Raw genomic sequence first — 25,722 nt, forward strand, 5'->3', positions numbered from 1 at the left:
TTTGAATCGCCAGATGACGCTGCAAACCGGTATAGCCCTATGAATGTAAGCATTAAAACGCCAGACGAAATTGCCGCCATGCGTATTGCCGGCCGACTCGCCGCCGACGTATTAGAAATGATCACCCCGTATGTCAAGCCGGGCATCAGCACTGGCGAGCTAGATCAAATTTGTCATGACTATATAGTTAACGTGCAAAACGCCATTCCTGCGCCACTAAATTACAATGGCTTCCCCAAATCTGTTTGCACCTCGGTAAATGAAGTCATTTGTCACGGTATTCCATCAGACAAAAAAATACTCAAGGATGGTGACATCTTAAATATTGATGTCACCGTAATAAAAGACGGCTGGCACGGTGACACTAACCGCATGTATTACGTCGGCACAGTGCCTGAGCACGCCAAGCGCCTGTGCGAAGTCACTCAGGAATGCTTATACCAAGCGATTGCGCTGGTTAAGCCCGGCTGCACACTTAGCGACATAGGCACTACTATCGCCAAACATGCGCGCGGCAAACACTACAGCGTTGTAGAAGAGTACTGCGGACACGGCATCGGTCTTGTGTTCCATGAAGATCCGCAGGTACTGCATTACGGCGAAGGCTATAACCGTCGCAATGATCTAGTGTTAAAGGAAGGCATGACCTTCACCATTGAACCGATGATCAATGCAGGAAAAAAGCAAACCAAACTCAATACCAAAGATGGCTGGACCGTTACCACACGAGATCGCCGCCTGTCGGCACAATGGGAACACACCATGGCCGTAACCGCGGACGGTGTCGAAGTCCTTACTGCACGTCCCGATGAACCTTTCTATCGAGAGCTATAATGAGTCAATCTGCACTCCCGGACATCCATGCGCTGGCGCAGCCCGGTGAGTCCATAAAGACTTACAAAAATTATCTGAAAACGCTGGCCAGCGACCTAAAAACCAGTTTCGAGGCTGGTGAAAACATTCGCACCCTCGTCACACTGCGTTCACAGCGTATCGATGAATTATTGCAGGGCATTTGGCAAAGCTACCAGTGGGGCGACGATATAAGCCTCATCGCCGTCGGTGGCTATGGGCGGGGCGAGTTACACCCCTACTCCGACATTGATCTGCTCATCCTCACCAGCGACGACTGCGCGGATTACCGCGACAATATCGAGAGCCTCATCACGCTACTCTGGGACATTAATCTGGAGATTGGTCATAGTGTCCGCAGTATGGGTGAGTGCTGCCAAACCGCAGCTGACGACATCACGGTAGCCACCAACTTGATGGAATCGCGCACTCTGGCCGGGAACCCCGAGCTGCACACCGAATTAATGCACAAGGTCGGCCCCGACAATATCTGGCCGAGCAGCGAATTTTTCCGCGCAAAATGGGACGAGCAAATATCCCGTCACCGCAAATACGCCAATTCCGAATACAATCTAGAACCCAATGTTAAGAGTTCTCCCGGCGGCCTGCGCGATATTCAAATGATTGGCTGGGTTGTTAAACGCCATTTCGGCGCCCAATCTATCGACGAGCTAGTAGAGCGCCAATTCCTAAGCAAAGAAGAGCTGGACACACTCAAGGATGGCCAGGACTTTTTGTGGAAGATGCGATTTGCCCTACATCTATTAGCGGGACGCGAAGAAGATCGGCTGGTATTTGACCATCAACGCACCCTAGCCGCGCAATTTGGCTTTACTGATGGCGACGGCAAGCTCGCCGTAGAGCAATTTATGCAGCAGTATTATCGCTGGGCAATGCATCTTGGCGAACTTAACGATGTGTTAATGCAGCACTTCGACGAAACCATATTGCGGGCTTGCGAGGCAGAGACTGTCTTCGAAATTAATAGCCGCTTCCGGGTGCGCAACGGCCACATTGAAGTTTGTAATGCCAAGGTATTCAGCAAAACCCCCTCCGCGCTGATGGAAATATTTGTATTAATGGCGAGTAATGACGCCATTGATGGCGTGCGCGCGAGCACCATTCGGCTGATTCGAAAATCTCATCATCTTATCAATGATAGCTTTCGCGCCAACCCCAAAAATAAACGCTACTTCTTAGAATTGCTGCGCTCACCACAAAGAGTGGCGCTAAGCCTACGCCGCATGAAGCGCTTTGGCATACTCGACAAATTCATTCCGGCCTTTGCCGGCATTGTCGGTCAAATGCAGCACGACCTTTTCCATATTTATTCAGTCGATGCGCACACCTTAGAGCTAATCAAGAATATAAGCCGCTTCCGTTATCCAAGCATGGTGGAAACCTACCCGATGGCCTGCAGAATTATGCAGCGCCTACCTAAACCCGAGCTATTGTATTTAGCCGGTTTATTTCACGATATCGCCAAAGGCCGCGGCGGCGACCACTCCAGCCTAGGCGCGGTTGATGCGCGGGAGTTTTGCGCGCACCTGGGCCTCAATAAGCGCGATGGCAATCTGGTGGCGTGGCTAGTAGAAAAACACCTAGAAATGTCCTCAGTATCGCAGCGCAAAGATATTCAAGATCCCGAGGTCATTCGGGAATTCGCCTTAACTATGGGCGATATACAACACCTAGATTATTTATTCTGCCTCACCGTCGCTGACATTAACGCAACCAACCCCACACTGTGGACATCGTGGCGCGCATCATTAATGCGCCAACTATACGCCGAAACCAGACGGGCCTTGCGCCGCGGTTTAGAAAACCCTATCGACAAACAGGAATGGATTGCCGAAACTCAGCTCGGCGCCATTGAAAAGCTTGAAGACTATGGCTTTACTGAGACAGAAATTCGCGAACTGTGGGCCGACACCGGCGAAGATTATTTTATTCGCGAGCAGATCGACGACATCGTTTGGCACACCCGCGCCATTGCTGACCGTGTAAAAGCCAATGCTACCGTGGTACTGATTAAAGAAGGCGGTCTGCTGGACCACGCTGGCGTTAGCCAAATATTTGTCCACACCCACGCGCGAGTGGGCTTGTTTGCACAGCTCGCAGAGGCCATGGAACAGCTAGATCTAAGCATTCAAGACGCCCGCATTTATAATAGTGGCACCGGCTACACACTGGACACATTCTATGTGCTGGGTGCAGATGGTGAGTCCATTGGCGACAACCCTAACCGCATTGCACATATTATTGAGTTTATGCGTGAACATTTAGAAAACCCTGATGACTTCTCTGCAGCCAGTCGACGCACACCGCGCCAAATGCGCTTATTTTCCACGCCAACCAGAACCAGCATGACCACAGATTTAAATAAAGCGCAGACTGTACTGGAAGTCATTACCCCCGACCGGCCGGGTTTACTCGCACACTTAGCGCGTATTTTTAATCAGTATAATATCCAACTTCAAAACGCAAAAATTGCCACACTCGGCGAGCGGGTAGAGGATGTATTTTTTATTACCGATGAGAATCAACAGCCCATCGACGACCCCCAAATTTGCGAAGAGATACAGCAGGCAATCTGTCGTGAACTAGATGAGAAGGCGAGTAGAAAGGTCCTATGAATCCACATTTAAGCGCACTGCACGCCTATCCATTTGAAAAACTACGACTGCTATTTGAAGATCTAACTGCGCCGTCACTGACACCCATCGCGCTGTCAATTGGCGAGCCAAAACACCAATCGCCTCAGTTTGTCAGCGAAGCAATTAGCCAAAACTTAGACAGATTAAGCAACTACCCCACCACCAAGGGCATTCCTGAATTACGTCAGGCGATCTCAAGGTGGGCTTGCAAGCGCTTTACCCTAAAGCAACTCAATCCCGACACCCAAATACTACCCGTCAATGGCACCCGTGAAGCCTTGTTCGCCTTCGCACAAACCGTGGTCAACCCAAGCCCAGAGGCCTTGGTGTGCAGCCCCAACCCCTTCTACCAAATTTATGAAGGCGCGGCTTTACTCGCCGGAGCCACACCAGAATTTCTAGCGTGTCGACCTGAGAACGGATTTATTCCAAACTTTGACGCTGTCAGCCCTAACATTTGGCAACGCTGCCAATTGCTATACATTTGTACGCCGGGAAACCCTAGTGGCGCGGTGATGAACTGCCAACAGATGCAAAAGCTAATCTCTCTTGCAGATCAATACGACTTCATCATTGCCAGCGACGAGTGTTATTCCGAGCTCTATTTTGACGAAGGCTCGCCGCCGCCGGGATTGCTGCAAGCCTGCGACGAATTAGGTCGCAGTGACTACCACCGCTGCGTGGTCTTTCACAGCCTGTCAAAACGCTCAAATTTACCGGGCTTAAGATCGGGCTTTGTCGCCGGCGATGCAGAAATACTCAAAGACTTTTTGCTATACCGCACCTATCACGGCTGCGCCATGCCCGTTCAACATCAACTTGCTAGTGCTGCTGCGTGGCAGGACGAAGAACACGTTAAAGCCAATCGGGTATTGTACCGGCAAAAATTCAATCAGGTTCTCGACATCCTTGATGGCTGCCTCGATGTCAGCCTTCCCGAAGCGTCCTTTTATCTGTGGGCTAAAACCCCAATAGCCGATACCGAGTTTGCACGCGGCTTGTTTGAGCAGCAGCATGTCACCGTATTACCCGGAAGCTATTTATCCAGAGAAGTGGATGGTTTTAATCCCGGCGCCAACTATGTGCGCATGGCTCTAGTTGCCGAACCGGAGCAATGCGCGGAAGGTGCACGGCGCATTAAAGCCTATGTTCAAAGCCTTAAAAACACCGCAGGGAACGATCAAAGCCAATGCTAAAAAAAGAGCGCGCGGCTTATATTGCTCAGCGTCTGCAAGAGCTCTATCCAGAACAACCGATCCCGCTGGATCATAAAGATCCCTACACATTACTGGTCGCCGTTTTACTTTCAGCGCAGTGTACCGATGCTCGCGTTAATCAAATCACCCCAGCACTGTTTGAATTAGCTGACAATCCCTTTGATATGGCTAAGCAGAACGTGGAAATTATTCGGGCTATCATTCGCCCCTGCGGACTATCGCCACAGAAGTCCAGCGCCATCAAACGCCTGTCAGAAATCTTGGTTGACAAATATAACGGCGTCGTCCCGCAAAGCATGGCCGCCTTAGAAACCCTGCCCGGTGTTGGCCACAAAACCGCCAGCGTGGTTATGTCCCAAGCCTTTGGCGTGCCCGCCTTCGCGGTCGATACCCACATTCATCGCCTGGCACAACGCTGGGGCCTGACCAACGGTAAAAATGTGGTGCAAACAGAGAAAGATCTAAAATCGCTGTTTCCCAAGGATCGCTGGATCGCCCTGCACCTGCAAATTATTTTCTATGGACGTGAGTACTGCAGCGCTAGGGGCTGTGATGGCAGGGTCTGTGAAATTTGTACCACCTGCTACCCGCGCCGCCGCAATCCCAAGATAGTTCACAAACCCTAGCAGGCACTAGGACTAGATGACGCGTGACAAGACAGTCTTCGCATAAGACACCCAGCTCCCGCAGTGGATTCTCGGCTTTGAATTGACTCATTCATATAGATTCACCCATAAGTAGTCCGCTTTGGACACCTTATGGGTGTGGATTCAAGTGATCAAAAACTCTACATTAGTATCGTCCGCCCCGTAACATTTTCATATCGAGCGTTCTCAGCTTTCTATGCGAGGCTATCCGTGAAAATTAGTATTTTTTAGTTAGTTTTTTAAAAATAATACGCTGAATCAATGCCTTGTTTTAACAAGGTTGTAAGTCCCGCGAAAAATAATCAGAAAAGCCACGACCGGGCAATCCTGTTAAGATAAGTGTTCTAGTATTAGCTGATTCACGCGCTCAGGTTGCAGCAATGATATCCAGTGATGACCACTCAGACGCTCATATCGCCAAGAGCCGTCCAAATATTTTTCTGATTCCAGCATTTGCTCTTCCGTCAAAAAGCGATCTCCGTCGCTCCATATCGCTAGCGTGGGTGCAGACACTCGCGGTTGCCTATGAATCAATATAGGTAGCAATCCCGCTCGGTAAATACGTAACGCGGCAGTCATCCGACCTGGTTCACGCAGGCGTTGCATCACCTCGTCCATGTCAGGATGCGTTGCGAATACTTTGCGCAAAGAAAATCGCCCCTCTCCGCTCAATAGGTATTCCGCCAGACCACCAAACTGGAAAAAGATGGTGTACCAACCCAGCAACTTTTGTTTGAAGCCCGCACGCCCATATGCTGTGGGATGTCCTACGGACATCACAAGCAACTTATTGCTACGTTGTGGGTGGTATGCAGCGAAAAACCAGGCAACAACAGCACCCCAGTCGTGCCCTATAATATGTGCCTTATCAATACCTAAATGATCCAGCAAGGCTGCACGATCACCAGCGATTCTAATGGCATTGTAATCGCGAACTCGCGGTGCTATGTCGGACTCACCACACCCGAGGGTATCAGGTGCAATACATCGGTAGCCCGCCGCATGCAGAGTATCGATCTGTGCTTTCCACATAGCTGCGGTATCCGGAAAACCATGCAGCAGCATTACCACAGGGCGATCTCGAGCACCCGGCGCTGAATCCAGATACGAATGACTAAATCCGCGATGTTCGAATTTAGCGCGAGTTAATTCCATTATGATGACCTCATTAATTTGCCATGTTTAAGCATCAAGCGGCGTATATTAAATCTCATGAACCCAAAGAAGCCACTCGGCAAGTGGCTCGCGACAAAGCGCGCGTGCGTATATATTTTTTTCGGGGCTCTCATATGTCTGGTCTCCCTTTCATATGTGATTGATCTTAAAATCTTGTTTTTTAGGAGAACTGGAGAAAAAGCACTCTCCTCCACCAGACCGAGCGTAAATCCTAGAGAAGAATAAATATACCGTTATATTCAGCTTTACAAGATACCTATATGAAGCGGTGTGTATGGCCGCTATTGTGACAGTCCGGCAATAATATGGACGATTTTTTGGTTATATCATCGGTAAAACGCCAGCTAGGAACTGGACACCATACCGCAGCAAGCGCTCATTTTGGCGAACTTATGGTTCAACTACCCTGCCTAGTTATAGGTGAATCACAATTCAATTAAATAATAGCTGCTGTTGTTTTACAGGAACTCGCAGCTTACCGCGCCTCATTTCAGTTCTGAGTTGCCTACTCAGAACGAGGCTCTTCATGAGATGACCTTCCAGTGAGCGACTCCTCTTCAGACTGAGACGCTTGAGCCTCAGGGTTTTGAGGTACGGCGTCTTCAAGCCACGATTCCTCATCGGGCAACATTTCTAAAACCGTGGGCGTGGTGCGCACCATCGCCACAAAGTGCGCGCTATTATCTTCTGGCTGTATTTTATTTTCTGCTAAATGCCGCGCCGTGAATAAACACAGGGCGAGCTGCATAATCACAAAATATCCGACCAAGGCATGCTGATCAAATAAAGCCATACCTTGGCCTGCAAGTGCAGGCCCAAGAGCCGCGCCTATACCGTGTATAAATAACAGGGTACTGGCGCCCGACAGAATATTTTCATGCTCTAATTTATCCATCAGTATGGCAACAGACACTGGATAAACACAAAATGCAAAACCGCCGTATACGGCCGCCATTAAGAACACCCAATTTCCAAAATACGACGCTACCCACATCAAACATGCCGACACAGCCGCCAATGCAGTAACCGCTATGATTACTCGGCGACGATCGTGGGTATCTGAATACCGTCCAAGTGGGTATTGAAATAAGGCGCCACCAAGTATGGCGCAGCTCATAAATGTCGCAACGCCGCTACTCGTTAGGCCAATAGCGCTGGCATATATAGCCGACAGCCCCCAAAAGCCCCCCATCGCCAAACCCGACAACAACGAACCGGCAACCGCTACTGGCGATGATTTAGCGATGGCGCTAATTTTAAGACGGGGTACAACGGTTATTTCAGGCTGATTCATGCGGGTCAGTGCTATTGGCATTAAACTTATAGTGATTAGCATTGCTGAAATGGCAAACAATATAAAACCACTGGGTGAACCGAAGCGAATAAATTGCTGCGCGATCGCAAGCGAGCCCAGATTCACCACCATATACACCGCAAAAACCCGACCACGCTGAGCACCAGTAGCCTGGGAATTTAGCCAACTTTCAATCACGGTATACAAAATAACTAGGGCGGCGCCAGTCATAATACGCAGCAGCAACCAGCTAAGCGGGCTTACAAACAAGACATGCAGAAGCACTGAACACGATGCCAATGCGGCGCAGCAAGTGAAGGCGCGAATATGGCCAACTCGCTGAATTAACGGCAGGGCAATAAAAGTACCGACAAAAAAGCCAACAAAATACCCGGACATAATCAAGCCCATGGTGTCGTCGGGATAAGCTTCAAGCCCGCCACGAATTGCCAACAAGGTATTAAGTAGACCGCTGCCAAGCAGCAGAAGCGAAGCGCCAAGAAGCAGCGCGGTAATGGGCACAATTAGACGTAACATGCATTAGTAAATGCAATGAATGTACCAATCATGGCTGACTATGGATTCAGATCAAGCACAAGTGCCGTGATCCACGCTGGAGAATTTGCTATCCTTGGCGGCCGAATTTTACCGCCTGTCCTCAGCAATATAGAGAAGACACATGAGCACCAAACTATACGGCATCAAAAATTGCGATACCGTCCGCGCTGCAAGGCGCTGGCTGGAATCCCACAACGTTGATTTCGACTTTCAGGATGTACGAGATACGCCACTCAAGGCCGAGCAACTCACAACATGGCTGCAACAACTCGGCCTCGACGCGCTGGTCAATAAACGCAGTACCACATGGAAACAGCTGTCTGAAGAGCAACGCCATACTTTAAGTGAAGACAGTGCAGTTGCATTGCTTCTTGAGCATCCGACGCTAATGAAACGCCCCCTACTGGACACCGGCAGCGCCTTACATCTGGGCTTTAAAGCCGCCGACTATGAATCGCTCTTTACCCATCACACCCTTTAAATCAATATACGAGACGCACTAATGACTCAAGCATCTTTCGCATTCGGCCTCGGCCTTGGCACTCAAAATAGCAAAGGCGAATGGCTGGACACGTTTTACCCGAGCCCACTATTAAATCCTAGCGAAGACCTTATTAAGGCAGTACAAACCGTCATTGCCCCATTACAGGGCAATACCGCTATTGCCGTGACTAGTGAGCAAATGGCACAAATTGCCGACGCAATCGCGGCAAGCGACAGCGCCGCGCAAGCCACTATTGCCGCACAGCTTGCCAGCGGCGACCAGCCCTTGGTCATCACTCTATTAAGCAGCGATGATGCCCCCGGATCTGTACCCGAAGGCTATTTGAAACTTCACTTGTTATCGCACCGTCTCGTTAAGCCCCACAGCATCGATCTAACTGGTTTATTCGGCGTTTTACCGAATGTCGCGTGGACTAATTTGGGCGCGGTCGATATTAGTGAGCTAGCGGATCGTCAGCTCAAAGCCCGCCTAAAAGGTGAGCTTCTGGAAGTGATGTCGGTAGATAAATTTCCAAAAATGACTAACTACGTTGTGCCTGCAGGCGTTCGTATTGCCCACACCGCGCGGGTTCGTCTAGGGGCTTACTTGGGCGAAGGTACAACTATTATGCACGAGGGCTTCGTCAACTTTAACGCCGGCACCGAAGGCCCCGGCATGATTGAAGGTCGAATTTCTGCCGGTGTGATGGTAGGTTCCGGCTCCGATCTCGGTGGCGGCTGCTCTACTATGGGCACACTATCAGGCGGCAATAATATTATTATTTCGGTCGGCAAAGAATGTCTGATCGGCGCCAATGCCGGTGTCGGTATTCCCCTGGGAGATCGCTGCACTATTGAAGCCGGCCTTTATATTACTGCGGGCTCAGTACTCACCATGATAGACGCAGACGGCGCAGTAGCTGGTACGACCAAGGCCCGCGAATTATCTGGTCAGTCTGACTTACTGTTTCGCCGCAACTCTAAAAATGGCGCTATTGAAGTATTAACAAATAAGTCTGCCATCGCACTAAACGAGATGCTGCACGCCCACAACTAAGCCGCTTTTTAATGGCTATGCGCCCTGCCCTCGCAGGGCGTTTCTTTATCTACTGGTGAACTCCTCGCCACTAAACTACTCTACTGATAGACATCGATTGACTAGTATTTACAAGTAATAATAGGCTACAAAGCATTAGCCAATACATTTAGCAGGAGAATGATATGGAGCTTCAGATTACCGGTGTCTTAGGGTTTCTAATTTTCATCGCCGATATTTGGGCAATTCTCAATATTGTAGAAAGCCGAGAAACCTCGACTAGTAAATTACTTTGGATCGTACTAATACTCCTACTACCTTTCCTCGGTCTGCTAATTTGGTGGTTTGCCGGCCCGCGCGAACGGACTTAACTTCATAAGTTCCAGGCAATTCCGCAAACTACTTGCCGTATATAAAGTCGTCATAAAAATCAAAATTTTCACACTACAATATCGACGGCTGTTTATATCTGATCAATAAAGTGCAAACACACTCTTATAGCCCGGCTAAATTAGGGAAAACATACGCCCACGCGTTAATTATCAACAAAGAAAAAATATGGATATTAATAGTAATCACAAGTCAGACTGGGCAACTAGAATCATCGCTATTCTTGCCGTACTGTATACCCTGCAAGTCGCAAGAGATGTAATACTACCGATTACACTCGCCCTCATTTTTGCGCTTCTACTGGCACCTGCAGTAAGTCGACTGCAAACTCTCGGCCTGCCGCGCGGTCTAGCCGCAATCATACTCATTACGCTTGGTCTGGGCGTCATCAGCGGGGCAGTCTACGTGCTTGCATCGCCGGCAAGCGATTGGCTCCAACGGGTACCTGAGGCCATTTCAGTGCTGCGCGATCAGCTCAGCAACGTAAATTCTGACAGCAGTAATGTCGACGCCGCCAGTCGCAGTATCGACTCCCTAGCAAAGGAGTTTAGTACTAGCTCTAAAGATCCGCAGTTAACCCAAGTGGTCATTGCAGATGCGGGCTGGCGCTCAGATCTCGGAGAAATCGCCAAGAATTTTGGGGTTTACGGCACACTCAGTATTATTCTGTTGTTCTTCCTGCTAACTTCTGGAGACGCTCTAATGAGGCGTTTTATCCGCAGCCTGCCGACCCAGAGAGATAAGGCCGTGGTGACACGAATAGCGGAGCTAGCGCAAACCCAAATGTCACGTTATTTAATGACAATTACGGCTGTAAATATCGCGGTTGGAGCGACAACGATATTCGGCCTATGGCTAGCCGACTTTCCAGATCCGGCACTTTGGGGCGCCATTGCGGCTCTACTGCGCTATATCCCTTATCTCGGCGTCAGCATCACAATGATTCTATTTACGATTGTCAGCGCCGTTAGCTACAGCAATCCTATTGCTATCATTTCGGCGCCACTGTCATACGGTCTATTTACCGCTTTTGTAGGACAATTTATTGACCCCTTTGTACACGGCATGCGGTTTAGCCTAAACCCCATTGTCGTGTTTTTATGGATATTTTTCTGGGGTTGGTTGTGGGGAGCGCCCGGGGTTTTACTCGCTGTTCCCCTACTCACCCTTTTTCAGGTGATCTGCCAACATACCGAACGTTTATTACCCGTCGCTCATATTATTGGAGATGCCCATGAATAGCTCGCTGGATACGTATCGAAAATCCTTGTGGCCGCTGCCTCAACATAGCAAAACGTCCAGCGGCAAGATGAGACGACTCGGCGTAGAAATTGAATTTACCGGCATGGAAATTGACGACATTGTCGATACCACAATCTCGCTCTATGGCGGCAAGGCCGAGACGGTTTCTGACTACGAAATCAATGTTGTTGACACATCACTAGGAAAATTTGGTGTTGAGTTAGATTTCTCCTACATCAAACGAATCAGTCGAGAGCGCCACGAAGCGACCGACAATCGCGATCTGGAAGAACTCGCCGAAGCCATTGTCGGCGCCATTGCCAAACAATTGGTACCCTTTGAAGTTGTTGCCCCGCCCATCGCCATGGACGAACTATGGCAACTGGAAACACTATTCCAAAAGTTACGCGACTCAGGCGCACAGGGCACCCACGGATCGGCAAAAAACGCCTTTGGGCTGCAGTTAAACCCGGAGATGCCAGACTGCAAGGCAGATACCATTCGCGATTATCTGCGCGCCTTCTTATGTCTTTATGACTGGTTAAAAATGCGCTGCGATGTTGATTTTAGTCGACGTCTAACCTCCTACGTCGACCCCTTTGGCAAAGACTATGTAAAATTACTGCTACGGGAAGACTACCAACCCGATATTGGTCAACTCATTGACGATTATCTGGAATACAATCCAACCCGCAACCGCGCACTCGATATGCTGCCGCTGTTCTCTCATATTGATGACGAGAGGCTTCGTCGCAAAGTTCAGGATGACCGGGTAAAGCCACGCCCCACTCTTCACTATCGACTACCAAACAGCCTGATTGATGACCCACAGTGGGGTCTAATTCACCCCTACAGGGACTGGCTGCAGGTCGACAATTTAGCGATGGACAAAAAACGACTGGATTCGGTCTGTCATGCTTATCGACAGTATCTCAACAAGCCTACCGCCAATCTCTTCACCAACTGGGCCAACAGCGTAAGCAGTTGGCTAATACCGGAGCTACTGTGAACAAACCTTTAATTGGCGTCACCGGCGACGACACCAGACTACCGCTGGCATGGTGGTTCATTCGCTGGGCGCTGTGGCGCAGCGGCGCCGTGGCTTATCGCCTGACACCGCAGCGCTGTAAAATCCCAAGCGAACTCGACGGAATTATCATTAGTGGCGGCGACGATATTGATCAGCGCCTTTATATGCCTGACGCGCCAGAGACCGCACCCATCAATCGCGAGCGCGACCGTTTTGAAATGCTAGCCCTAGAGCACAGCCTCGCAAAAGACTTACCCATTCTTGGCATCTGCCGAGGCGCGCAACTATTTAATATTGTCCTCGGCGGCACGCTGCATACCGACTTGCGCGAGCATCGTCGCCTTACATCAAATAAGCGAATGCTCATCCCACGGAAATCCCTAAGGGTAGATCCCCAAAGTTCGCTATACAAAATACTAGGCAGCAAACATTGCCACATCAATAGTCTTCACCACCAAGCGATTGATAAATTAGGCGAGGGCTTACAAGTTACCGGGCGCGACGCCGACAACATCATTCAAGCCGTAGAATCACCAGACCATCGCTGCCGAATTGGGGTGCAATGGCATCCCGAATATCTCCCCTTCCAAGGACGCCAACTACATATTTTTAAACACCTCGTCGCGAGCAGTAGAAAGTGATCAGCCAGTACCTACTGATGTTTGCGGTCGCCTTTGGCGCGGCCACATTACTGCCCTTCTACTCTGAGATTTTACTGATAACGCAGCTTAACGCGGGTCTGCACCCTGCCTGGCTATGGCTGGCCGCGACCGCCGGCAATACGCTAGGCGCCGGAGTAAACTGGTGGATGGGAATGAAACTGAGCCAATATTCAGACCGCCGCTGGTTTCCTGCCCGCAAGTCAGATCTCCTGCGCGCCCAAAACTGGTTTAATCGCTACGGAAAATGGACCTTGCTGATGTCGTGGATGCCCATAGGCGGCGATGCTCTTACTGTCGTGGGTGGTATTATGCGCATTCCTGCCACGCCATTTTTCATCCTCGTCGCTATTGGCAAGGGTCTGCGTTATGCCATTGTTATTGCTGGCGTCAGTGCAATGTAAACCAGCGTATAATAGCCATCCCTGACCGCAAGCGAATCTAAATATATGGCACTGAACGCAACACTCTTTAAGACCAAACTCGATATCAGTGATATGCGCCGCCACTATTATCAGCGTCATCAGTTCACCGTTGCCCGTCACCCCTCAGAAACTGATGAGCGAATGATGTTGCGCATTCTGGCCTTTGCCTTGTACGCCGACGAACATCTTGAGTTCACCAAGGGATTGAGCACCGACGATGAGCCGGATTTATGGCTCAAATCCCTGACCGGCGAAATTGATATATGGATAGAGATGGGGCTACCCAGCGAAAAGCGGGTTCGCAAAGCTCGCGGTATTGCCAAGCAGGTGGTTATTTTTATTTATGGCGGTCGCACCGCAGAAATGTGGTGGGAGGAGCATCGCAATAAAATCATACAACACGGCAATGTCAAAATTATCGAGGTCAGCTTAGATGACTCCACAGCATTAAAGAACATTGCCCAGCGCACAATGAAACTGCAATGCACCATCGACGAAGATTCGCTGTGGTTGTCAGACGCCGAAAACAATCTTGAAATCAAACTATTGGAACACTGCTAGTCGGTATTACTATTTTTCCCTAGATTAGGGTGCCATTAGGGCTATAGTCATAAGTCCAATGGCGCTCTATGCGATGAAGTTTGAAACATTTCACGTAATCAAACAACAAGGTATTAGTCGCAAAACTCCAATCGCACTTATTCCACGTAGAACGCTCAACACGTAGAAAGTGCAATAAGTTCAACTCTGAGGTCGTTATGAAAATTCAAACCCGTCTTATCACCCGCATTGCCGCTATGCTCGGTGCCACCCTATTGCTCGGCGCCTGCAGCACCCCGCAACTTGGCGTTAGCAATGGTAAATTCCAAGCCTGCTCCTTTGCACCCCACTGCGTCTCGAGTACCGAAAGCGATCCCAAAAAATATATTGCACCAATTACGGTGAGCACCCCGCAAGAATGGCAGCGCTTACAAGCGCTGGTATTAGCAATGCCGCGCACCGAGGTCGCGGTACGGGATGTTAACTACCTTCACGCCGTTACCCGCACAGACATCATGGGCTACAAAGACGACGTAGAATTATTATATACACCCGCTAAAAATGCGGTAGATATTCGCAGCTCATCACGCGTTGGCTATTACGACTTTGGCATAAACCGCGCAAGGCTAGAACAATTGCGCAGCCAACTAAAAGGCGGAAGCTCGGGGCAAGAACAGTAATTTATGACAGCTAAATCCGCTGCGCTAACTAGAGAGTAGCGACTAGGATAGCGTAGCGTTTAGGCATGTAAAATTATTCCCAGCCAAGGCAATCAAAGTCTGCCTGCGCTCTGTAGACAAGATAAATTGCCCGGGCTGTGCAAGACGTTGATCAGTCATGAGGGTCAAATTGTTCAAGAACTCTTGATCTGCTTGCAGCAGAGCAGTAGGCATCTCCAGTAATTCTAGTAAACCCGCGACCTTTGGCGTATTGCTCGCCGTAACAATAAACGGTGTTTCCAAAAAGGCCGCAGCAATGCTGTGATGGAAGCGGCCAGAGACTAACAGGGCGGCATTGGCGATACACTCCAGCCACGCCTGTTCAGTGTCGGTAACACACAGCTCAAACTGGCCAGCCGCTTTGCGCTGCATCCACTGCACAAAAACAACATCATCCGCCGCCAAAAATGCACTGGCGCCTATCAATAATTTAATACTATATCCAACAGCCAGCCGCTGCTGCAAGAATTGCGTCAGTGGCTCCGCGATGGCTTCTCCCCATGCAACCGATCCGGTCAAGACAATATACGGCTTATCGCTAACGCGCTTAGATTGTAGTGCCTGCAAACTATCAATAAAAAGGGGTAAGCAATCGAAGCTTTGCACACAGGGAATATCCAAAGACTGAAGCAAGCGCAAGCTCACCGGCTCGCGCACGGCAATAAAGTCGAGCTGCTGATACACCCTTTGGTAAAGCCGATTCAATGGGCCATCGCTGCTCGTGTCGGAACCCTGCGGATAGCAGGAGTGATTTATTATTTGCACTGTTTTTGCCAAGCGGGTTTTGGCCACAAAGGCGATATACAAAAGCCCTATCGGCACTATTCCGCCGCCGTGCAAACTGCCCTCGCCATTTATCACTACGATGTCAGCCGCGCTCACCTGACTAACTAAGCTGGTATTTTTTGAGGTAAAAGCAGCATAGACCTCATCGCTATCAAATTCCTCCGGGCTTGTGGGCAGGCCCGCCAAGCTCTGGGTCAAGGCAATTGGCAGTGCTTGCACATCATAGCCTCGCCCACGCAGAGCGCGGTGAATACTTAAACTGGTGCCGCTACATCCCCAGTGATACCAGTTAGAGGTGTCATTTAGAAATACACAGGTTTTAGCGTCCGCAGTGCTAGGGAGCATAGGCTCAGGGATATCGCTGATATCACTAATTCTAGCTTCGGCAGGTCTGGCAGGTTTGAAACTGCTCAATTCTGCCGCTAGCTTGGCCATCACGTCACGCCAGCCGTCTTTACCGCCGCTATTACGAAATAAACGCGCAGATGAATACCAGGGGCTGTCATCGCGATCATCGACCCAGCGCCGGTCTGGACCCCGTGGCAGCAGCACCCATACTGGCACTCCCAAGGCGCCCGCCAGATGTACGGTGGTATTATCAACCGAGATCACTAAATCTAAATTGGCCACTAATGCCGCCAAACCATCAATGTCATTGAACACATCTAAATCGCTGAAGGTGTGAACCTTATCGCCAAGCTGATCGATCTCGGCTGATTCACAGCCATATTGCAAATTAACAAAGCTCACATCTGCTTTGGCAAATAATGGCCGCCAAGATTTCAAGGCGATACTGCGCTCTTTCATAACCCGTGCTTCGGTACCGCCACGCCAGCAAATACCGACTTTTAACTTGCTGCCTAGCTGCTGAAGCTGAGTCTGCCAGCGGGCCTGTTTATCCGCGTCGACTTTTAAATAGGGCCGCCCGCCAAAATCTTCATCCTGCTGGCGAAAGTGCATAGGCAAATCGCCGGCAGGCACAAAACTGTCTAAACCAAAGGGATTAATACTGTGTTTTGCACGCACCTCGGCCGCCGGGAATGACCGGGTATACAGCGCCACTAATCGCGGATCGCACTCCAACACACAATGTTCGGCGCTAGCAATAACATCATCAAAACACGAGGCAAACATAATTTCGTCGCCCAAACCCTGTTCGCTGGAGATAAGCAGCCGGCGCCCAGCAATACACTCAGGCTCGGTGTGCGGCAAACCCGTTGAGCGCGGCGGATTATTGGCTAGGAATGACTTTTCACTAAATCGCCAACGATACTCTCGCCAAGCACGCTGCCATTGCCCCAAGCGCAGCAAACTCCCAGACCGTTTAAGCCGCAACTCTGCATCGGCAGGTGCAATATCCAAAGCCTGCTCAAAACATCGCAGGGACAAGCTAGTATGTCCGGCTTTGAAATGTAGAGTCCCTAGGTTTTTCAAGGCAATTAGTGACAGCGGGTTTTGCTCCAGCGCCTGCTCATAGGCTTGCAGCGCCGCGTCATCGCTGCCGCTATCTTGCAGGGCAACACCCAGGTTTTCATAGGCCTGCTGGTAATCGGGTTTTAAACGAATCGCCTGCCGGTAGGCAGCGATGGCCGCGAGGTCATCCCCCTGCCCCTGCAACACCACCCCGTAATTAAAATGATATGCCGCAACCTTAGGGCTTAGCCCGATAGCTTGACTGATAAGTGAGCACGCTTGATCTGATTTATTGAGAGCTTGGGCGACTAAGCCCAATAAATGCAGGGAGTCTGGGTGTTTTGGAAACTGCGCCAAGACCCGCTCATAAAGGGGCGCAGCCAAATGCCACTGCGCCACTTTGTGATATTCCAGTGCTTGCTGAAATACACTTTGGGCGCTGGTCGACAATACCTGAGCCGCGCCGACGGCACTGCGTTTAAGCGGCCGCGAATGAGCACCTGATACTCCGCTGTTATTTTTCTTTTTTGCCACTCGGACTTCCCATATCGTATTTCGGGACAGAAATCCCGATAGCGTCCCCGCCCGAAAAATAATAAGCTTGCCAGTGACAAACCACTATTACGAATAACCCTTATATTTGCCGTCGAAATCCAATCTAGATCGAAGAAACTTAGCCCCTTACTATCATCGCCGCCGCTGGCATTGCCTGGGCGTTAGTCCGGTCTCACGTTTAAAAGCACGATTAAAAGCACTTTGTTCTGAATACCCTAGCAATAGCGCAATTTCACTTTGGCTAAGCCGGGCGTCGGCAAGATATTCACGCGCTAGCTGCACTCGCAGCTGTGAAAGCACCCTCTTAAAACTCAAGCCCTGCTCATTCAAACGTCGAAATAAGGTTCGCTCTGACATATTCAGCGTTGCAGCTACGTCGGCCGATCCGGCGCGTCCATTTTGCAAGGCCCGAACTAATACACCACGTAATAGCTGGGTAAATCCTTCGTTATCAGGAAGTACTGCCAAGGCGGCCTGGGCCTGCCGCTCCAGTATATGACGCAAGCCCGCGTCGCTATTACTGACTGGTAGGCTAAGATAAGACAGTGGAAAATGTATTGCCGTCGCAGCTTGCGAAAACAACACAGGCGCATTAAAAACCTGACGATACTCCTCGCTAAACACCGGCGCAGCATAAGTTAAATCAACCTGCAGCGGCGCCAGGTCAGGTTTAGCCGTTATCTGGCGGATAAAAGACAATAATCCAGCCAGTAGCACTTCGTCTGACAGCGGCGTAGATGGCCCAAAATTGCTAGTCCAGCTCATCACCATCACATTATTTTGAATACTTATAGTCGCTTTATCGCCGTCATGGAGTAAGCGTTGATAGCGCTGAAATGCTGTCAGCGCTTCAGCCAAGGTATCACTTGCCAGCGTCAGATAGCCCAACACCCCCAAATGCTTAGAACGCACGCTCTGACCAAGCGCTAGACCAATACTGCGCGCCGGAAATCTCGCCTGCATTTTATCCAGCAGCGTCCACCACTGAGCAAAGCTCATGCGGCTACTAAGACTAAAAGACTGCAAACCAGTATAGAGATCACAGTGGACGTCGCCCTGCTGCTCTAAAAAATCTCTAAGCAACTCTGCCAGATCGCCACTAAGCTGTAATTGCGCGAGCATCGATATTCCTTACATTATGCTTGCCCCATCATCACAATGATGGCGGAAAATGTCAAAAATGTGTCTGAAATAGTCAATATCATCAATATACAGTTAGATAGAATGATAGCCGTTACTAAACATACAGTGAGGTCTGCTCGTGCAAGACGTTCTTCATGCTCTATTCTTTGTTACCGCCTTCGGCATGGTATTCCTCGCTGTAATTGCCGCCGAGTACCTCTATGTTCGCCGAGCCGGTAAAACCGGTGTCTATCATCCTCGCGAGACTGTGGCGAACCTAGCCGCCGGATTTTCATACAAAATAGTTGATGGCATCGCTATTGCGCTCTTCATTCAGGCTTTTTACCTATGGGTTTACCAATACGGCTTGCAGTGGAATCCCAGCGCCTCGGTAATCAGCATTATCGCCTTGATCGTATTCATCGATTTTTGCTTTTACCTAAACCACTACATGATGCATAAAGTGCGCTGGTTCTGGAGCGGGCACATCACCCATCACTCCTCAGAACACATGAATTTTTCTACGGCCTTGCGCCAAAACTTTACCTTTGCTTTTTCCGGCAGCTGGGTACTGTGGTGGATTCCCGCAGCCTTAGTGGGCTTCGACAAAAACTGGGTGCTCTTAGCCATTGAGGGCAATCTGGTTTACCAATTCTTTTTACACACCGAGCAGGTTCGCAAACTAGGTGTACTAGAGAAAGTGATGAACACGCCATCCCATCACCGGGTCCACCACGGTAGCAACCCAGCTCAAATTGATCGTAATTTTGGTGGTATCTTTATTTTTTGGGACAAGCTATTTGGCACCTTTCAAGACGAAGACACCGCTGGCGAAATTAAATATGGCGTCAACCATATGCCAGCAAAACCCTACAACCCCTTTTACTTGCAAGTGCATGGCTGGGTAGAGCTTGCGCAAGATGTATGGCGCTTTAAGGATTTGCGGATACTCTATAAGCATCCTGAATGGGCAGATGAACACTACGGTGATAGTAATCAGTCAATGGCCGAAATACCGCCAACAGAAAAAGCCTAAAAAGCAATACTCTGTGCCAGGGCCTATGCTTTTAAAGGCTCTGACCACACGGCAAATTCGTTGCCGTTGGGATCGCTGAAGTGGAAGCGGCGACCACCGGGGAAATCAAATATTTCCTTGGTGATTGCACCCCCAGACTGTATCACCCTATTTCGAGTGTCCTCTAGGGCCTCGCTATAAAATACAATCAATGCGCTGCCCCCAGCCACACTGGCAGACGCCTCTGCCCGATAAAAGCCACCATCTACTCCCTCGTTGGCAAACGCCGTATAATCTGGACCATAATCAGTAAACGACCAGTCAAAGGCCTTACTGAAAAAGTCTTTCACTGCCCCAATATCGGCAGCAGGCAATTCAATATAATTAATTTTTCCATGAATATTCATATACGCGCCCAAAAATCTGCATTTCAATAATTTATAATGCCCAGTGCCCAGGCGCAATCGACGATTTTCTATCACTACAATAATATTGCCACAGCTATATACCACACATAGTACAGTGCCTTATTTATAGCGAACTCATTGACAGCTAATATGCGAAAAACCGACAAAAAACTAGAAAATACGATCCGCGCCGAGCTTACCGAGGTCTGTGAATACGCCTTGGATCACACTCAGGGCTTTCTGTGGTTAACACACACTGTGGACTACCAGCGCTTTCCCAGCAGCCTAGAAGTTCGCTGTGTGTTCACACCCGAATCACTGCAAGCCGCCATTCAAGATCGACCGCTCAATAGCTTGATCATCAGTAAACTCAAGAATGTCGACATTACTATTCAAAACGAAAAAATCCGCTACACCCTCGAGATCATTCACTGAAGCCGGGGCGCAGGGCAGCTCATAGTATTCAAGGGAGTACCCAAGAACAGCTCATATCTCGCGTTGCAGGATTGTTATTAAAATCTATTACGCCATTATTAAAGCAATAAGTAGGCGATGATTATTTTAAAATAGGATCTCAGCAAGGATGCGGCACATCGTTGTTAAGCAATAATATGCCGCGCAGAATTTATTATAAGGCTTCCGTAATCACCGCATTACTAATACGAACCGCGCGGTGAGGTTGGAACTGGGGGCCGTTGAGTTTCTCTATTTTGCCGCCTCTGCGCAAAAAGTCATCGATCTGACGAGAAATTTCAGCTCTAGCATGTTCTTGATGCAAGTTGGAGTAGGTGCCATGCTGCTTAATATAACGATTCATATCACAACCCTTCTAGCTCATTAAATATTCGAAAGCCAATAGTCAAATGACTATGCCCGCAGTGCCTTTCAGCACAGAGAATGCTATACCTGAGAGATGACAAAATTAGGATGGTTTTATGACAAGTCGGCAACAGTCAAACCAAAAAAAGGCCGCTTTCGCGACCTTTGACTGCTAGAAGAAATGAAACTAGAAAATTATGCTAGCGGCATTTCATCAGCGATTTCCCGCAACTTATTTTTAGCTACTTTTTCTAAGGTCGCACGCGGAAACTCCTCAACAAAATACACCGCGCGAGGCACTTTGAAATCGGCAAGATTAGCTTTGCAGTGATCGAGTATCGCCTGGCCAAAGGCAGCTTCGTCTTCCGGTGCTCCCCAGCCTTTAATCACAAACGCTACTGGTACCATATCTAGCATCTCGTGAGATTTGGCCACAATGGCGACCTCACCAATACCGCCGCCGGGCACTTGCATGCAAACTTCTTCAACCTGACGGGCTGAGACATTTTCGCCACCCACTTTAAGCGCGTCTTTGTCGCGATCAGTAAAGAAGAAATTACCCTCGTCACCGACGTTGACCATGTCCCCGGTTTTAAACCAGCCATTCGGTGTGAACGATTTGGCCATCGCCTCTTCATTTTTATAATACTCAAGGAAGATATTCACGCCCCGTGTACCATGCACCCACAGCTCGCCAATCTCGCCTTTTTTACACATGGCGCCGGTTTCAGGATTTACCACTGCTAGGTGATACCCTGGCGTCGGCTTGCCGATTGAACCCTGCGGCCAGTCACTTACAAAGTCTGAGCGAGTGGCGTGGGTTACGGTTTCGGTCATACCCCAACTCGCAAACGGTTTGGCCTTGAGCCAACCTTCAATCTCTTTCCAAATAATACCCATCGGCATTACCTTTAAGCTGTGCTTCTCGGGTACGGCTTGCACGCCAATGGCTTTAAAGACGAAGGGAATCATTGAGCAATGACTGACCTGGTGCTTTTCAATAATCTCCCAAAAGCGACTTGCAGAGAACTTGGGTAGCAGCACCGCTGTGGCGCCCACACCTAGTGAACCCCAAAACGCCCAGCTTTGGCAGTTAACATGAAAGAATGGCAGAAAGCCCAAATACACGCTGTCGGTGTCCATGCCCATACTTTGCGAGCCCATATTGCCAGACCACAGTGCGTTGGCATGAGTGTGCACCACCGCTTTGGGCAAGGAGGTTGTACCAGAGGTAAACATAATACCGGCCGGCAACATGGGTTCAGCGGGGCGCGTCGGCAATGAATCTGGCTCGCCGTATAAACTACTGAAAAGCTCGGCACCGGCTACAGATTCTTCAGCCACTTCACCGGAGTTATTATCGGTGCTCACAATCCATTTCAGACTGGTGGCACTGTTGCGAACTTCCTTTAAAAATTTAGGTTGGGTAATAGCGCCAACCGCCTCGGTATGACGGGCGAAATATTCTATTTCCCCGCCCACACTGCGCGTATTCGTGGTGACGCCAACGGCACCCACCTTGGCGCAGGCATACCACGCCAATACCATTTCTGGGCAATTTTCCGCGTGGATCATCACCTTGTCGTGCTTGCGAACACCTTTTGCATATAAACCAGCGGCAATTTTTGCAGTTTCTTCGTCGAAGTCTTTATAACTCCAGCTGCGATCTTCCCCAGAGCGCGGCTCCCAAATCATAAAGGGATGGTCGGGTTTCACACGCGCCCAATGGCGCAACCGTTGTGGAATATCCTGATCGGCAAAATCGAATTCGGCGGCAGCCACCGCGATGTCCAAATCCATACTCATAGCCCTTCCTCTGATTATCGTTATGGTCTTTAAAAGCACGCCGCCTTTTTAAAGGCAGCATTACCATGCTGGCTAGGATCATAGCTAAGCTACTCCACTGTCTCTATGACATTTCCACTCATTCAAGCCCGTAATGAGTGTTTCGGTCACTGCCCGCTCGCGCCGACAACAGCGCCTGTCAGCTCCCCTAGATTCTGTTAGAATAGAGCGCTTACACGCGGACACCTACCGCGACTCCTCAGCCCCCTTGTAAAGAAGCCGAAACAGCCCCTATGACAGCGCTATCCCCCACCCTACAACTTGCCTGTGAACTCATTGAACGGCCATCAGTCACCCCCGCTGACGCCGACTGCCAGACTATTATGATGGCGCGTTTGGAGAAGATTGGCTTCAAATGCCAATCGCTGCGTTTTGGCGATGTCGATAACTTCTGGGCCGTGCACGGCAGCAGCGGGCCAATCTTTTGCTTTGCAGGCCATACCGACGTGGTGCCTACCGGCCCCGCCGCAAATTGGCAAACCCAGCCTTTTGACGCTGTGATTCAAGACGGCATGTTACGCGGGCGCGGCGCCGCCGATATGAAAGGCAGCTTGGCCGCGATGGTTACTGCCTGCGAGAGCTTTGTCGCCGCCCACCCCGACCACAGCGGACGTATCGCATTCTTAATAACCAGCGACGAAGAAGGGCCGGCAATTAACGGCACCGTCAAAGTTATTGAGTGGTTAGAGCAGCAGAATGAAAAAATAACGTGGTGCTTGGTTGGCGAACCATCATCGACAGATAAGGTTGGTGACGTCATCAAGAACGGCCGCAGGGGCTCACTCGGCGCCGTGATGAAAGTTCGCGGCATTCAGGGCCACGTCGCTTACCCGCACTTGGCAAAAAACCCCATTCACTTGGCCACACCCGCCTTGACTGCGCTCGCCGCTGAGGTATGGGACGAAGGCAACGACTTCTTCCCCGCTACATCATTTCAAATCTCTAATATCAACGGCGGCACCGGTGCGACTAATGTCATCCCCGGCGAGCTAGAAGTGGTCTTTAATTTCCGTTTCTCGACCGAGTTAACAGCTGAAATATTAAAAACCCGCACCCATGCCATCCTCGATCAATTCAAACTCGACTACAGTATTGACTGGAATTTAAGTGGCCAACCGTTTTTAACCGCCGAAGGCCCCTTGGTGGAAGCGGCGCAAATAGCGATTAAAGCGGTGACCGGCAACGACACCATTTTATCTACCGCCGGCGGCACCTCTGATGGTCGCTTTATTGCGCCCACCGGCGCGCAGGTAGTGGAACTTGGGCCCGTGAACGCCACTATCCACCAAATCGACGAATGCGTTAAGGCCTCAGATCTCGATAAACTATCGCTGATGTATGCAGGTATGCTGAAAGAACTATTGGCCTGAGCAATTATTTAGCAAAGGCTTTTAAGGGATAAATATCAAAGCGCACCGCTTTTCCCGCAATAGATAACTGCGGTTTGCGCTCGCCCAAATACGGCGCCTTTGGTGGTCGCTTTACCACCACCCGGTGCCGTGCACGCTGCAGCGCCAAATCCAATAGCACGCCACTGTCTTCATCCAAGCCCACTAAAGAATGAAATAAACGCATTTCTTTTTTTACCAGCGCCGACTTGCCGGACACCGGAAACATCGGGTCTAGATACACCACATCAGGACAGTCAGCCTCAGCTAAGCCCGCCAAATATGCGGCGGCATTTTCTTGGCGCAAATCCATGCGGCTCGCAATCTCGGCGCAGTCATAAGAACGTCCAGCGCGGCGTAAACCATCAGCCAATAGCGCAGCCACCACCGGCATGCGCTCGCACATTGTGACCGTGCAGCCATAGCTCGCCATTAAAAAACTGTCTCTGCCCAGCCCTGCGGTCGCATCTAGCACCGTGGCGCGATTGCGACTCCCACCCACCGCCTTAAGCAGTAACTCTTTGCCGGGATGACGGTTGCGCAAGCTTAATTCAAAATCAACGGCGACGGGGTTTTCACGGTTGTGTGGCGCCAAGCCGATCACTAGACGACCTTCATCAAAAAATACATGCAGCTGATCAGGCTGTTCGCTCCACTCATCAACCAGGCGCAGACCCAGACTACGTGCCAATTCAACGCTAGCACTGGTGGTATTTAACACAAGGGGAACTGATGGGGCGCTCACAACAACCTGTCTATTTAGGATTAAGGGCATGATGTTAGGATATTTATCGCAGCGCGAACAGCCACAAAGCACCATTTCAGGTAAAGATAGCAGGCGAAGATAATACCCATACCCGCTATAATCCCCGTCATATCACAACAACGGCAGCGCCATGAAACTATTGATTCGCAATTTGAACCGCACGACCACCGAAGCCGAGCTTCTAGACCTGTTTGAAGAATTCGGCATCGTCCAATCCCTAAGCCTAGTCAGAGACGAAGAAGCAAAGCTGTCAAAGGGCTTTGGCTTCGTTAATATGCCCAAAGCCGGTGAAGCCAAAGTGGCTATGCAAAATCTGAACGGCAAAATCATTGCTGGTTTTAAAATCCGCGTCAAAAAGGCCGACGTGAGCCCGGTAGCCACCGAAAGTGATGATGTGGATAGCAGCGAAGACGAAAACAGCGATGAACGCTAAAGACCCCGGCAAAACTGCCACTGGCTCAAAAGATCCCTTGCACGGGCTTACCCTAGAAATGGTTATCACTAGGCTGGAAGCGCAATTCGGCTGGGAAGAACTGGGACGCCGCGTAAAGATTAAATGCTTTACCGACGACCCTAGCGTGTCCTCTAGCCTGAAATTTCTACGCCGCACCCCATGGGCAAGACAAAAAGTAGAAGCGCTGTATATTCGCAGCCAGCGCTCCGCCCGCAAGTCCTAAGCCA

General features: G+C 50.0%; 26 protein-coding genes. 18 read left to right on the top strand and 8 right to left on the bottom strand.

Going from position 1 to position 25,722, the window contains the following annotated elements; all coding sequences use genetic code 11:
• Positions 1-39: 39 nt before the first annotated feature.
• From map to nth, 4 genes are read left to right on the top strand one after another with little or no spacing between them, the layout of a single operon-like run.
• A complete protein-coding gene (map, locus tag AB4875_RS13125; protein ID WP_368376506.1) occupies positions 40-834 on the top strand; it encodes a type I methionyl aminopeptidase in 795 nt (264 codons plus the stop codon).
• A complete protein-coding gene (gene glnD, locus AB4875_RS13130) occupies positions 834-3,488 on the top strand; it encodes a [protein-PII] uridylyltransferase (RefSeq protein ID WP_368376507.1) in 2,655 nt (884 codons plus the stop codon). Before map ends, glnD begins: the two co-directional genes overlap by 1 nt.
• Positions 3,485-4,705 (top strand): succinyldiaminopimelate transaminase, encoded by a 1,221-nt coding sequence (gene dapC / locus AB4875_RS13135; protein ID WP_368376508.1) that lies wholly within the window; start codon positions 3,485-3,487, stop codon positions 4,703-4,705. Before glnD ends, dapC begins: the two co-directional genes overlap by 4 nt.
• Complete coding sequence (gene nth / locus AB4875_RS13140) at positions 4,699-5,352, top strand: endonuclease III (protein ID WP_368376509.1); 654 nt, start codon at positions 4,699-4,701, stop codon at positions 5,350-5,352. Before dapC ends, nth begins: the two co-directional genes overlap by 7 nt.
• Positions 5,353-5,703: 351 nt before the next feature.
• On the opposite strand, the gene AB4875_RS13145 is transcribed toward nth, so the two are convergent.
• Together AB4875_RS13145 and AB4875_RS13150 are read right to left on the bottom strand one after the other, a co-directional pair.
• Positions 5,704-6,528, bottom strand: a complete 825-nt coding sequence (locus tag AB4875_RS13145) for an alpha/beta fold hydrolase (RefSeq protein WP_368376510.1) — start codon at positions 6,526-6,528, stop codon at positions 5,704-5,706.
• Positions 6,529-7,054: 526 nt separating this feature from the next.
• Complete coding sequence (locus AB4875_RS13150) at positions 7,055-8,380, bottom strand: MFS transporter (RefSeq protein WP_368376511.1); 1,326 nt, start codon at positions 8,378-8,380, stop codon at positions 7,055-7,057.
• 142 nt (positions 8,381-8,522) lie between these two features.
• Here AB4875_RS13150 and AB4875_RS13155 point away from each other — a divergent pair, with 142 nt between their 5' ends.
• The 9 genes from AB4875_RS13155 (at position 8,523) to AB4875_RS13195 (ending at position 14,886) form a co-directional block, all read left to right on the top strand.
• Positions 8,523-8,882 carry an ArsC family reductase gene (locus AB4875_RS13155; protein WP_296436723.1) on the top strand — a complete coding sequence of 120 codons (360 nt, stop codon included), beginning with the start codon at positions 8,523-8,525 and terminating at the stop codon, positions 8,880-8,882.
• Positions 8,883-8,903: 21 nt separating this feature from the next.
• Complete coding sequence (gene dapD / locus AB4875_RS13160; protein WP_296436724.1) at positions 8,904-9,941, top strand: 2,3,4,5-tetrahydropyridine-2,6-dicarboxylate N-succinyltransferase; 1,038 nt, start codon at positions 8,904-8,906, stop codon at positions 9,939-9,941.
• A 164-nt stretch (positions 9,942-10,105) separates the two neighbouring features.
• Positions 10,106-10,291, top strand: coding sequence for a PLDc N-terminal domain-containing protein (locus AB4875_RS13165; protein WP_296436725.1), 186 nt, complete (start codon positions 10,106-10,108; stop codon positions 10,289-10,291).
• Between the two features lie 187 nt (positions 10,292-10,478).
• A complete protein-coding gene (locus AB4875_RS13170) occupies positions 10,479-11,552 on the top strand; it encodes an AI-2E family transporter (RefSeq protein ID WP_368376512.1) in 1,074 nt (357 codons plus the stop codon).
• Positions 11,545-12,561 (top strand): amidoligase family protein, encoded by a 1,017-nt coding sequence (locus AB4875_RS13175; RefSeq protein ID WP_296436727.1) that lies wholly within the window; start codon positions 11,545-11,547, stop codon positions 12,559-12,561. Before AB4875_RS13170 ends, AB4875_RS13175 begins: the two co-directional genes overlap by 8 nt.
• Positions 12,558-13,223 carry a gamma-glutamyl-gamma-aminobutyrate hydrolase family protein gene (locus AB4875_RS13180; RefSeq protein ID WP_368376513.1) on the top strand — a complete coding sequence of 222 codons (666 nt, stop codon included), beginning with the start codon at positions 12,558-12,560 and terminating at the stop codon, positions 13,221-13,223. The genes AB4875_RS13175 and AB4875_RS13180 overlap by 4 nt, the downstream gene beginning before the upstream one ends.
• Positions 13,220-13,645 carry a YqaA family protein gene (locus AB4875_RS13185; protein WP_368376514.1) on the top strand — a complete coding sequence of 142 codons (426 nt, stop codon included), beginning with the start codon at positions 13,220-13,222 and terminating at the stop codon, positions 13,643-13,645. The genes AB4875_RS13180 and AB4875_RS13185 overlap by 4 nt, the downstream gene beginning before the upstream one ends.
• A 45-nt stretch (positions 13,646-13,690) precedes the next feature.
• On the top strand, positions 13,691-14,227 hold the full coding sequence (locus tag AB4875_RS13190; protein ID WP_368376515.1) for a YaeQ family protein: 537 nt from the start codon (positions 13,691-13,693) through the stop codon (positions 14,225-14,227).
• Between the two features lie 197 nt (positions 14,228-14,424).
• Positions 14,425-14,886, top strand: a complete 462-nt coding sequence (locus AB4875_RS13195; RefSeq protein WP_368376516.1) for a DUF1499 domain-containing protein — start codon at positions 14,425-14,427, stop codon at positions 14,884-14,886.
• 42 nt (positions 14,887-14,928) lie between these two features.
• Here AB4875_RS13195 and AB4875_RS13200 read toward each other — a convergent pair whose 3' ends face one another.
• Both AB4875_RS13200 and AB4875_RS13205 read right to left on the bottom strand, forming a co-directional pair.
• Positions 14,929-17,658, bottom strand: a complete 2,730-nt coding sequence (locus tag AB4875_RS13200; protein WP_368376517.1) for a polysaccharide pyruvyl transferase family protein — start codon at positions 17,656-17,658, stop codon at positions 14,929-14,931.
• Positions 17,659-17,811: 153 nt separating this feature from the next.
• Positions 17,812-18,801 (bottom strand): AraC family transcriptional regulator, encoded by a 990-nt coding sequence (locus tag AB4875_RS13205; RefSeq protein WP_368376518.1) that lies wholly within the window; start codon positions 18,799-18,801, stop codon positions 17,812-17,814.
• 139 nt (positions 18,802-18,940) lie between these two features.
• Here AB4875_RS13205 and AB4875_RS13210 point away from each other — a divergent pair, with 139 nt between their 5' ends.
• Entirely contained in the window at positions 18,941-19,837 is an 897-nt protein-coding gene (locus AB4875_RS13210) for a sterol desaturase family protein (RefSeq protein WP_368376519.1), read from the top strand.
• Positions 19,838-19,860: 23 nt separating this feature from the next.
• Here AB4875_RS13210 and AB4875_RS13215 read toward each other — a convergent pair whose 3' ends face one another.
• Positions 19,861-20,223 (bottom strand): VOC family protein, encoded by a 363-nt coding sequence (locus AB4875_RS13215; RefSeq protein WP_368376520.1) that lies wholly within the window; start codon positions 20,221-20,223, stop codon positions 19,861-19,863.
• 150 nt (positions 20,224-20,373) lie between these two features.
• Here AB4875_RS13215 and AB4875_RS13220 point away from each other — a divergent pair, with 150 nt between their 5' ends.
• On the top strand, positions 20,374-20,658 hold the full coding sequence (locus AB4875_RS13220) for a hypothetical protein (protein WP_368376521.1): 285 nt from the start codon (positions 20,374-20,376) through the stop codon (positions 20,656-20,658).
• Positions 20,659-20,851: 193 nt separating this feature from the next.
• Here AB4875_RS13220 and AB4875_RS13225 read toward each other — a convergent pair whose 3' ends face one another.
• Together AB4875_RS13225 and AB4875_RS13230 are read right to left on the bottom strand one after the other, a co-directional pair.
• On the bottom strand, positions 20,852-21,040 hold the full coding sequence (locus tag AB4875_RS13225; protein ID WP_368376522.1) for a hypothetical protein: 189 nt from the start codon (positions 21,038-21,040) through the stop codon (positions 20,852-20,854).
• A gap of 197 nt (positions 21,041-21,237) precedes the next feature.
• Positions 21,238-22,848 (bottom strand): class I adenylate-forming enzyme family protein, encoded by a 1,611-nt coding sequence (locus AB4875_RS13230; protein WP_368376523.1) that lies wholly within the window; start codon positions 22,846-22,848, stop codon positions 21,238-21,240.
• A gap of 272 nt (positions 22,849-23,120) precedes the next feature.
• Between AB4875_RS13230 and dapE the strand changes: the two genes are divergently transcribed.
• On the top strand, positions 23,121-24,257 hold the full coding sequence (dapE, locus tag AB4875_RS13235) for a succinyl-diaminopimelate desuccinylase (RefSeq protein WP_368376524.1): 1,137 nt from the start codon (positions 23,121-23,123) through the stop codon (positions 24,255-24,257).
• A 4-nt stretch (positions 24,258-24,261) separates the two neighbouring features.
• On the opposite strand, the gene AB4875_RS13240 is transcribed toward dapE, so the two are convergent.
• Complete coding sequence (locus tag AB4875_RS13240; RefSeq protein WP_368376525.1) at positions 24,262-25,020, bottom strand: class I SAM-dependent methyltransferase; 759 nt, start codon at positions 25,018-25,020, stop codon at positions 24,262-24,264.
• 151 nt (positions 25,021-25,171) lie between these two features.
• On the opposite strand from AB4875_RS13240, the gene AB4875_RS13245 reads away from it, so the two are divergent.
• Both AB4875_RS13245 and AB4875_RS13250 read left to right on the top strand, forming a co-directional pair.
• On the top strand, positions 25,172-25,474 hold the full coding sequence (locus tag AB4875_RS13245; protein ID WP_368376526.1) for an RNA recognition motif domain-containing protein: 303 nt from the start codon (positions 25,172-25,174) through the stop codon (positions 25,472-25,474).
• Complete coding sequence (locus AB4875_RS13250) at positions 25,464-25,718, top strand: VF530 family protein (RefSeq protein ID WP_368376527.1); 255 nt, start codon at positions 25,464-25,466, stop codon at positions 25,716-25,718. Before AB4875_RS13245 ends, AB4875_RS13250 begins: the two co-directional genes overlap by 11 nt.
• The last annotated feature ends 4 nt before the right edge of the window (positions 25,719-25,722 follow it).

Source organism: Zhongshania sp. R06B22 (assembly GCF_040892595.1).
In the GTDB taxonomy this organism is placed as follows: domain Bacteria; phylum Pseudomonadota; class Gammaproteobacteria; order Pseudomonadales; family Spongiibacteraceae; genus Spongiibacter; species Spongiibacter arctica.

Bases quoted from the DNA above. Each gene is read 5' to 3' on its own strand.
- map (WP_368376506.1), top strand. From the start codon at position 40: ATGAATGTAAGCATTAAAACGCCAGACGAAATTGCCGCCATGCGTATT.
- glnD (WP_368376507.1), top strand. From the start codon at position 834: ATGAGTCAATCTGCACTCCCGGACATCCATGCGCTGGCGCAGCCCGGT.
- dapC (WP_368376508.1), top strand. From the start codon at position 3,485: ATGAATCCACATTTAAGCGCACTGCACGCCTATCCATTTGAAAAACTA.
- nth (WP_368376509.1), top strand. From the start codon at position 4,699: ATGCTAAAAAAAGAGCGCGCGGCTTATATTGCTCAGCGTCTGCAAGAG.
- AB4875_RS13145 (WP_368376510.1), bottom strand. From the start codon at position 6,528: ATGGAATTAACTCGCGCTAAATTCGAACATCGCGGATTTAGTCATTCG.
- AB4875_RS13150 (WP_368376511.1), bottom strand. From the start codon at position 8,380: ATGTTACGTCTAATTGTGCCCATTACCGCGCTGCTTCTTGGCGCTTCG.
- AB4875_RS13155 (WP_296436723.1), top strand. From the start codon at position 8,523: ATGAGCACCAAACTATACGGCATCAAAAATTGCGATACCGTCCGCGCT.
- dapD (WP_296436724.1), top strand. From the start codon at position 8,904: ATGACTCAAGCATCTTTCGCATTCGGCCTCGGCCTTGGCACTCAAAAT.
- AB4875_RS13165 (WP_296436725.1), top strand. From the start codon at position 10,106: ATGGAGCTTCAGATTACCGGTGTCTTAGGGTTTCTAATTTTCATCGCC.
- AB4875_RS13170 (WP_368376512.1), top strand. From the start codon at position 10,479: ATGGATATTAATAGTAATCACAAGTCAGACTGGGCAACTAGAATCATC.
- AB4875_RS13175 (WP_296436727.1), top strand. From the start codon at position 11,545: ATGAATAGCTCGCTGGATACGTATCGAAAATCCTTGTGGCCGCTGCCT.
- AB4875_RS13190 (WP_368376515.1), top strand. From the start codon at position 13,691: ATGGCACTGAACGCAACACTCTTTAAGACCAAACTCGATATCAGTGAT.
- AB4875_RS13195 (WP_368376516.1), top strand. From the start codon at position 14,425: ATGAAAATTCAAACCCGTCTTATCACCCGCATTGCCGCTATGCTCGGT.
- AB4875_RS13205 (WP_368376518.1), bottom strand. From the start codon at position 18,801: ATGCTCGCGCAATTACAGCTTAGTGGCGATCTGGCAGAGTTGCTTAGA.
- AB4875_RS13215 (WP_368376520.1), bottom strand. From the start codon at position 20,223: ATGAATATTCATGGAAAAATTAATTATATTGAATTGCCTGCTGCCGAT.
- AB4875_RS13220 (WP_368376521.1), top strand. From the start codon at position 20,374: ATGCGAAAAACCGACAAAAAACTAGAAAATACGATCCGCGCCGAGCTT.
- AB4875_RS13225 (WP_368376522.1), bottom strand. From the start codon at position 21,040: ATGAATCGTTATATTAAGCAGCATGGCACCTACTCCAACTTGCATCAA.
- AB4875_RS13230 (WP_368376523.1), bottom strand. From the start codon at position 22,848: ATGAGTATGGATTTGGACATCGCGGTGGCTGCCGCCGAATTCGATTTT.
- dapE (WP_368376524.1), top strand. From the start codon at position 23,121: ATGACAGCGCTATCCCCCACCCTACAACTTGCCTGTGAACTCATTGAA.
- AB4875_RS13245 (WP_368376526.1), top strand. From the start codon at position 25,172: ATGAAACTATTGATTCGCAATTTGAACCGCACGACCACCGAAGCCGAG.
- AB4875_RS13250 (WP_368376527.1), top strand. From the start codon at position 25,464: ATGAACGCTAAAGACCCCGGCAAAACTGCCACTGGCTCAAAAGATCCC.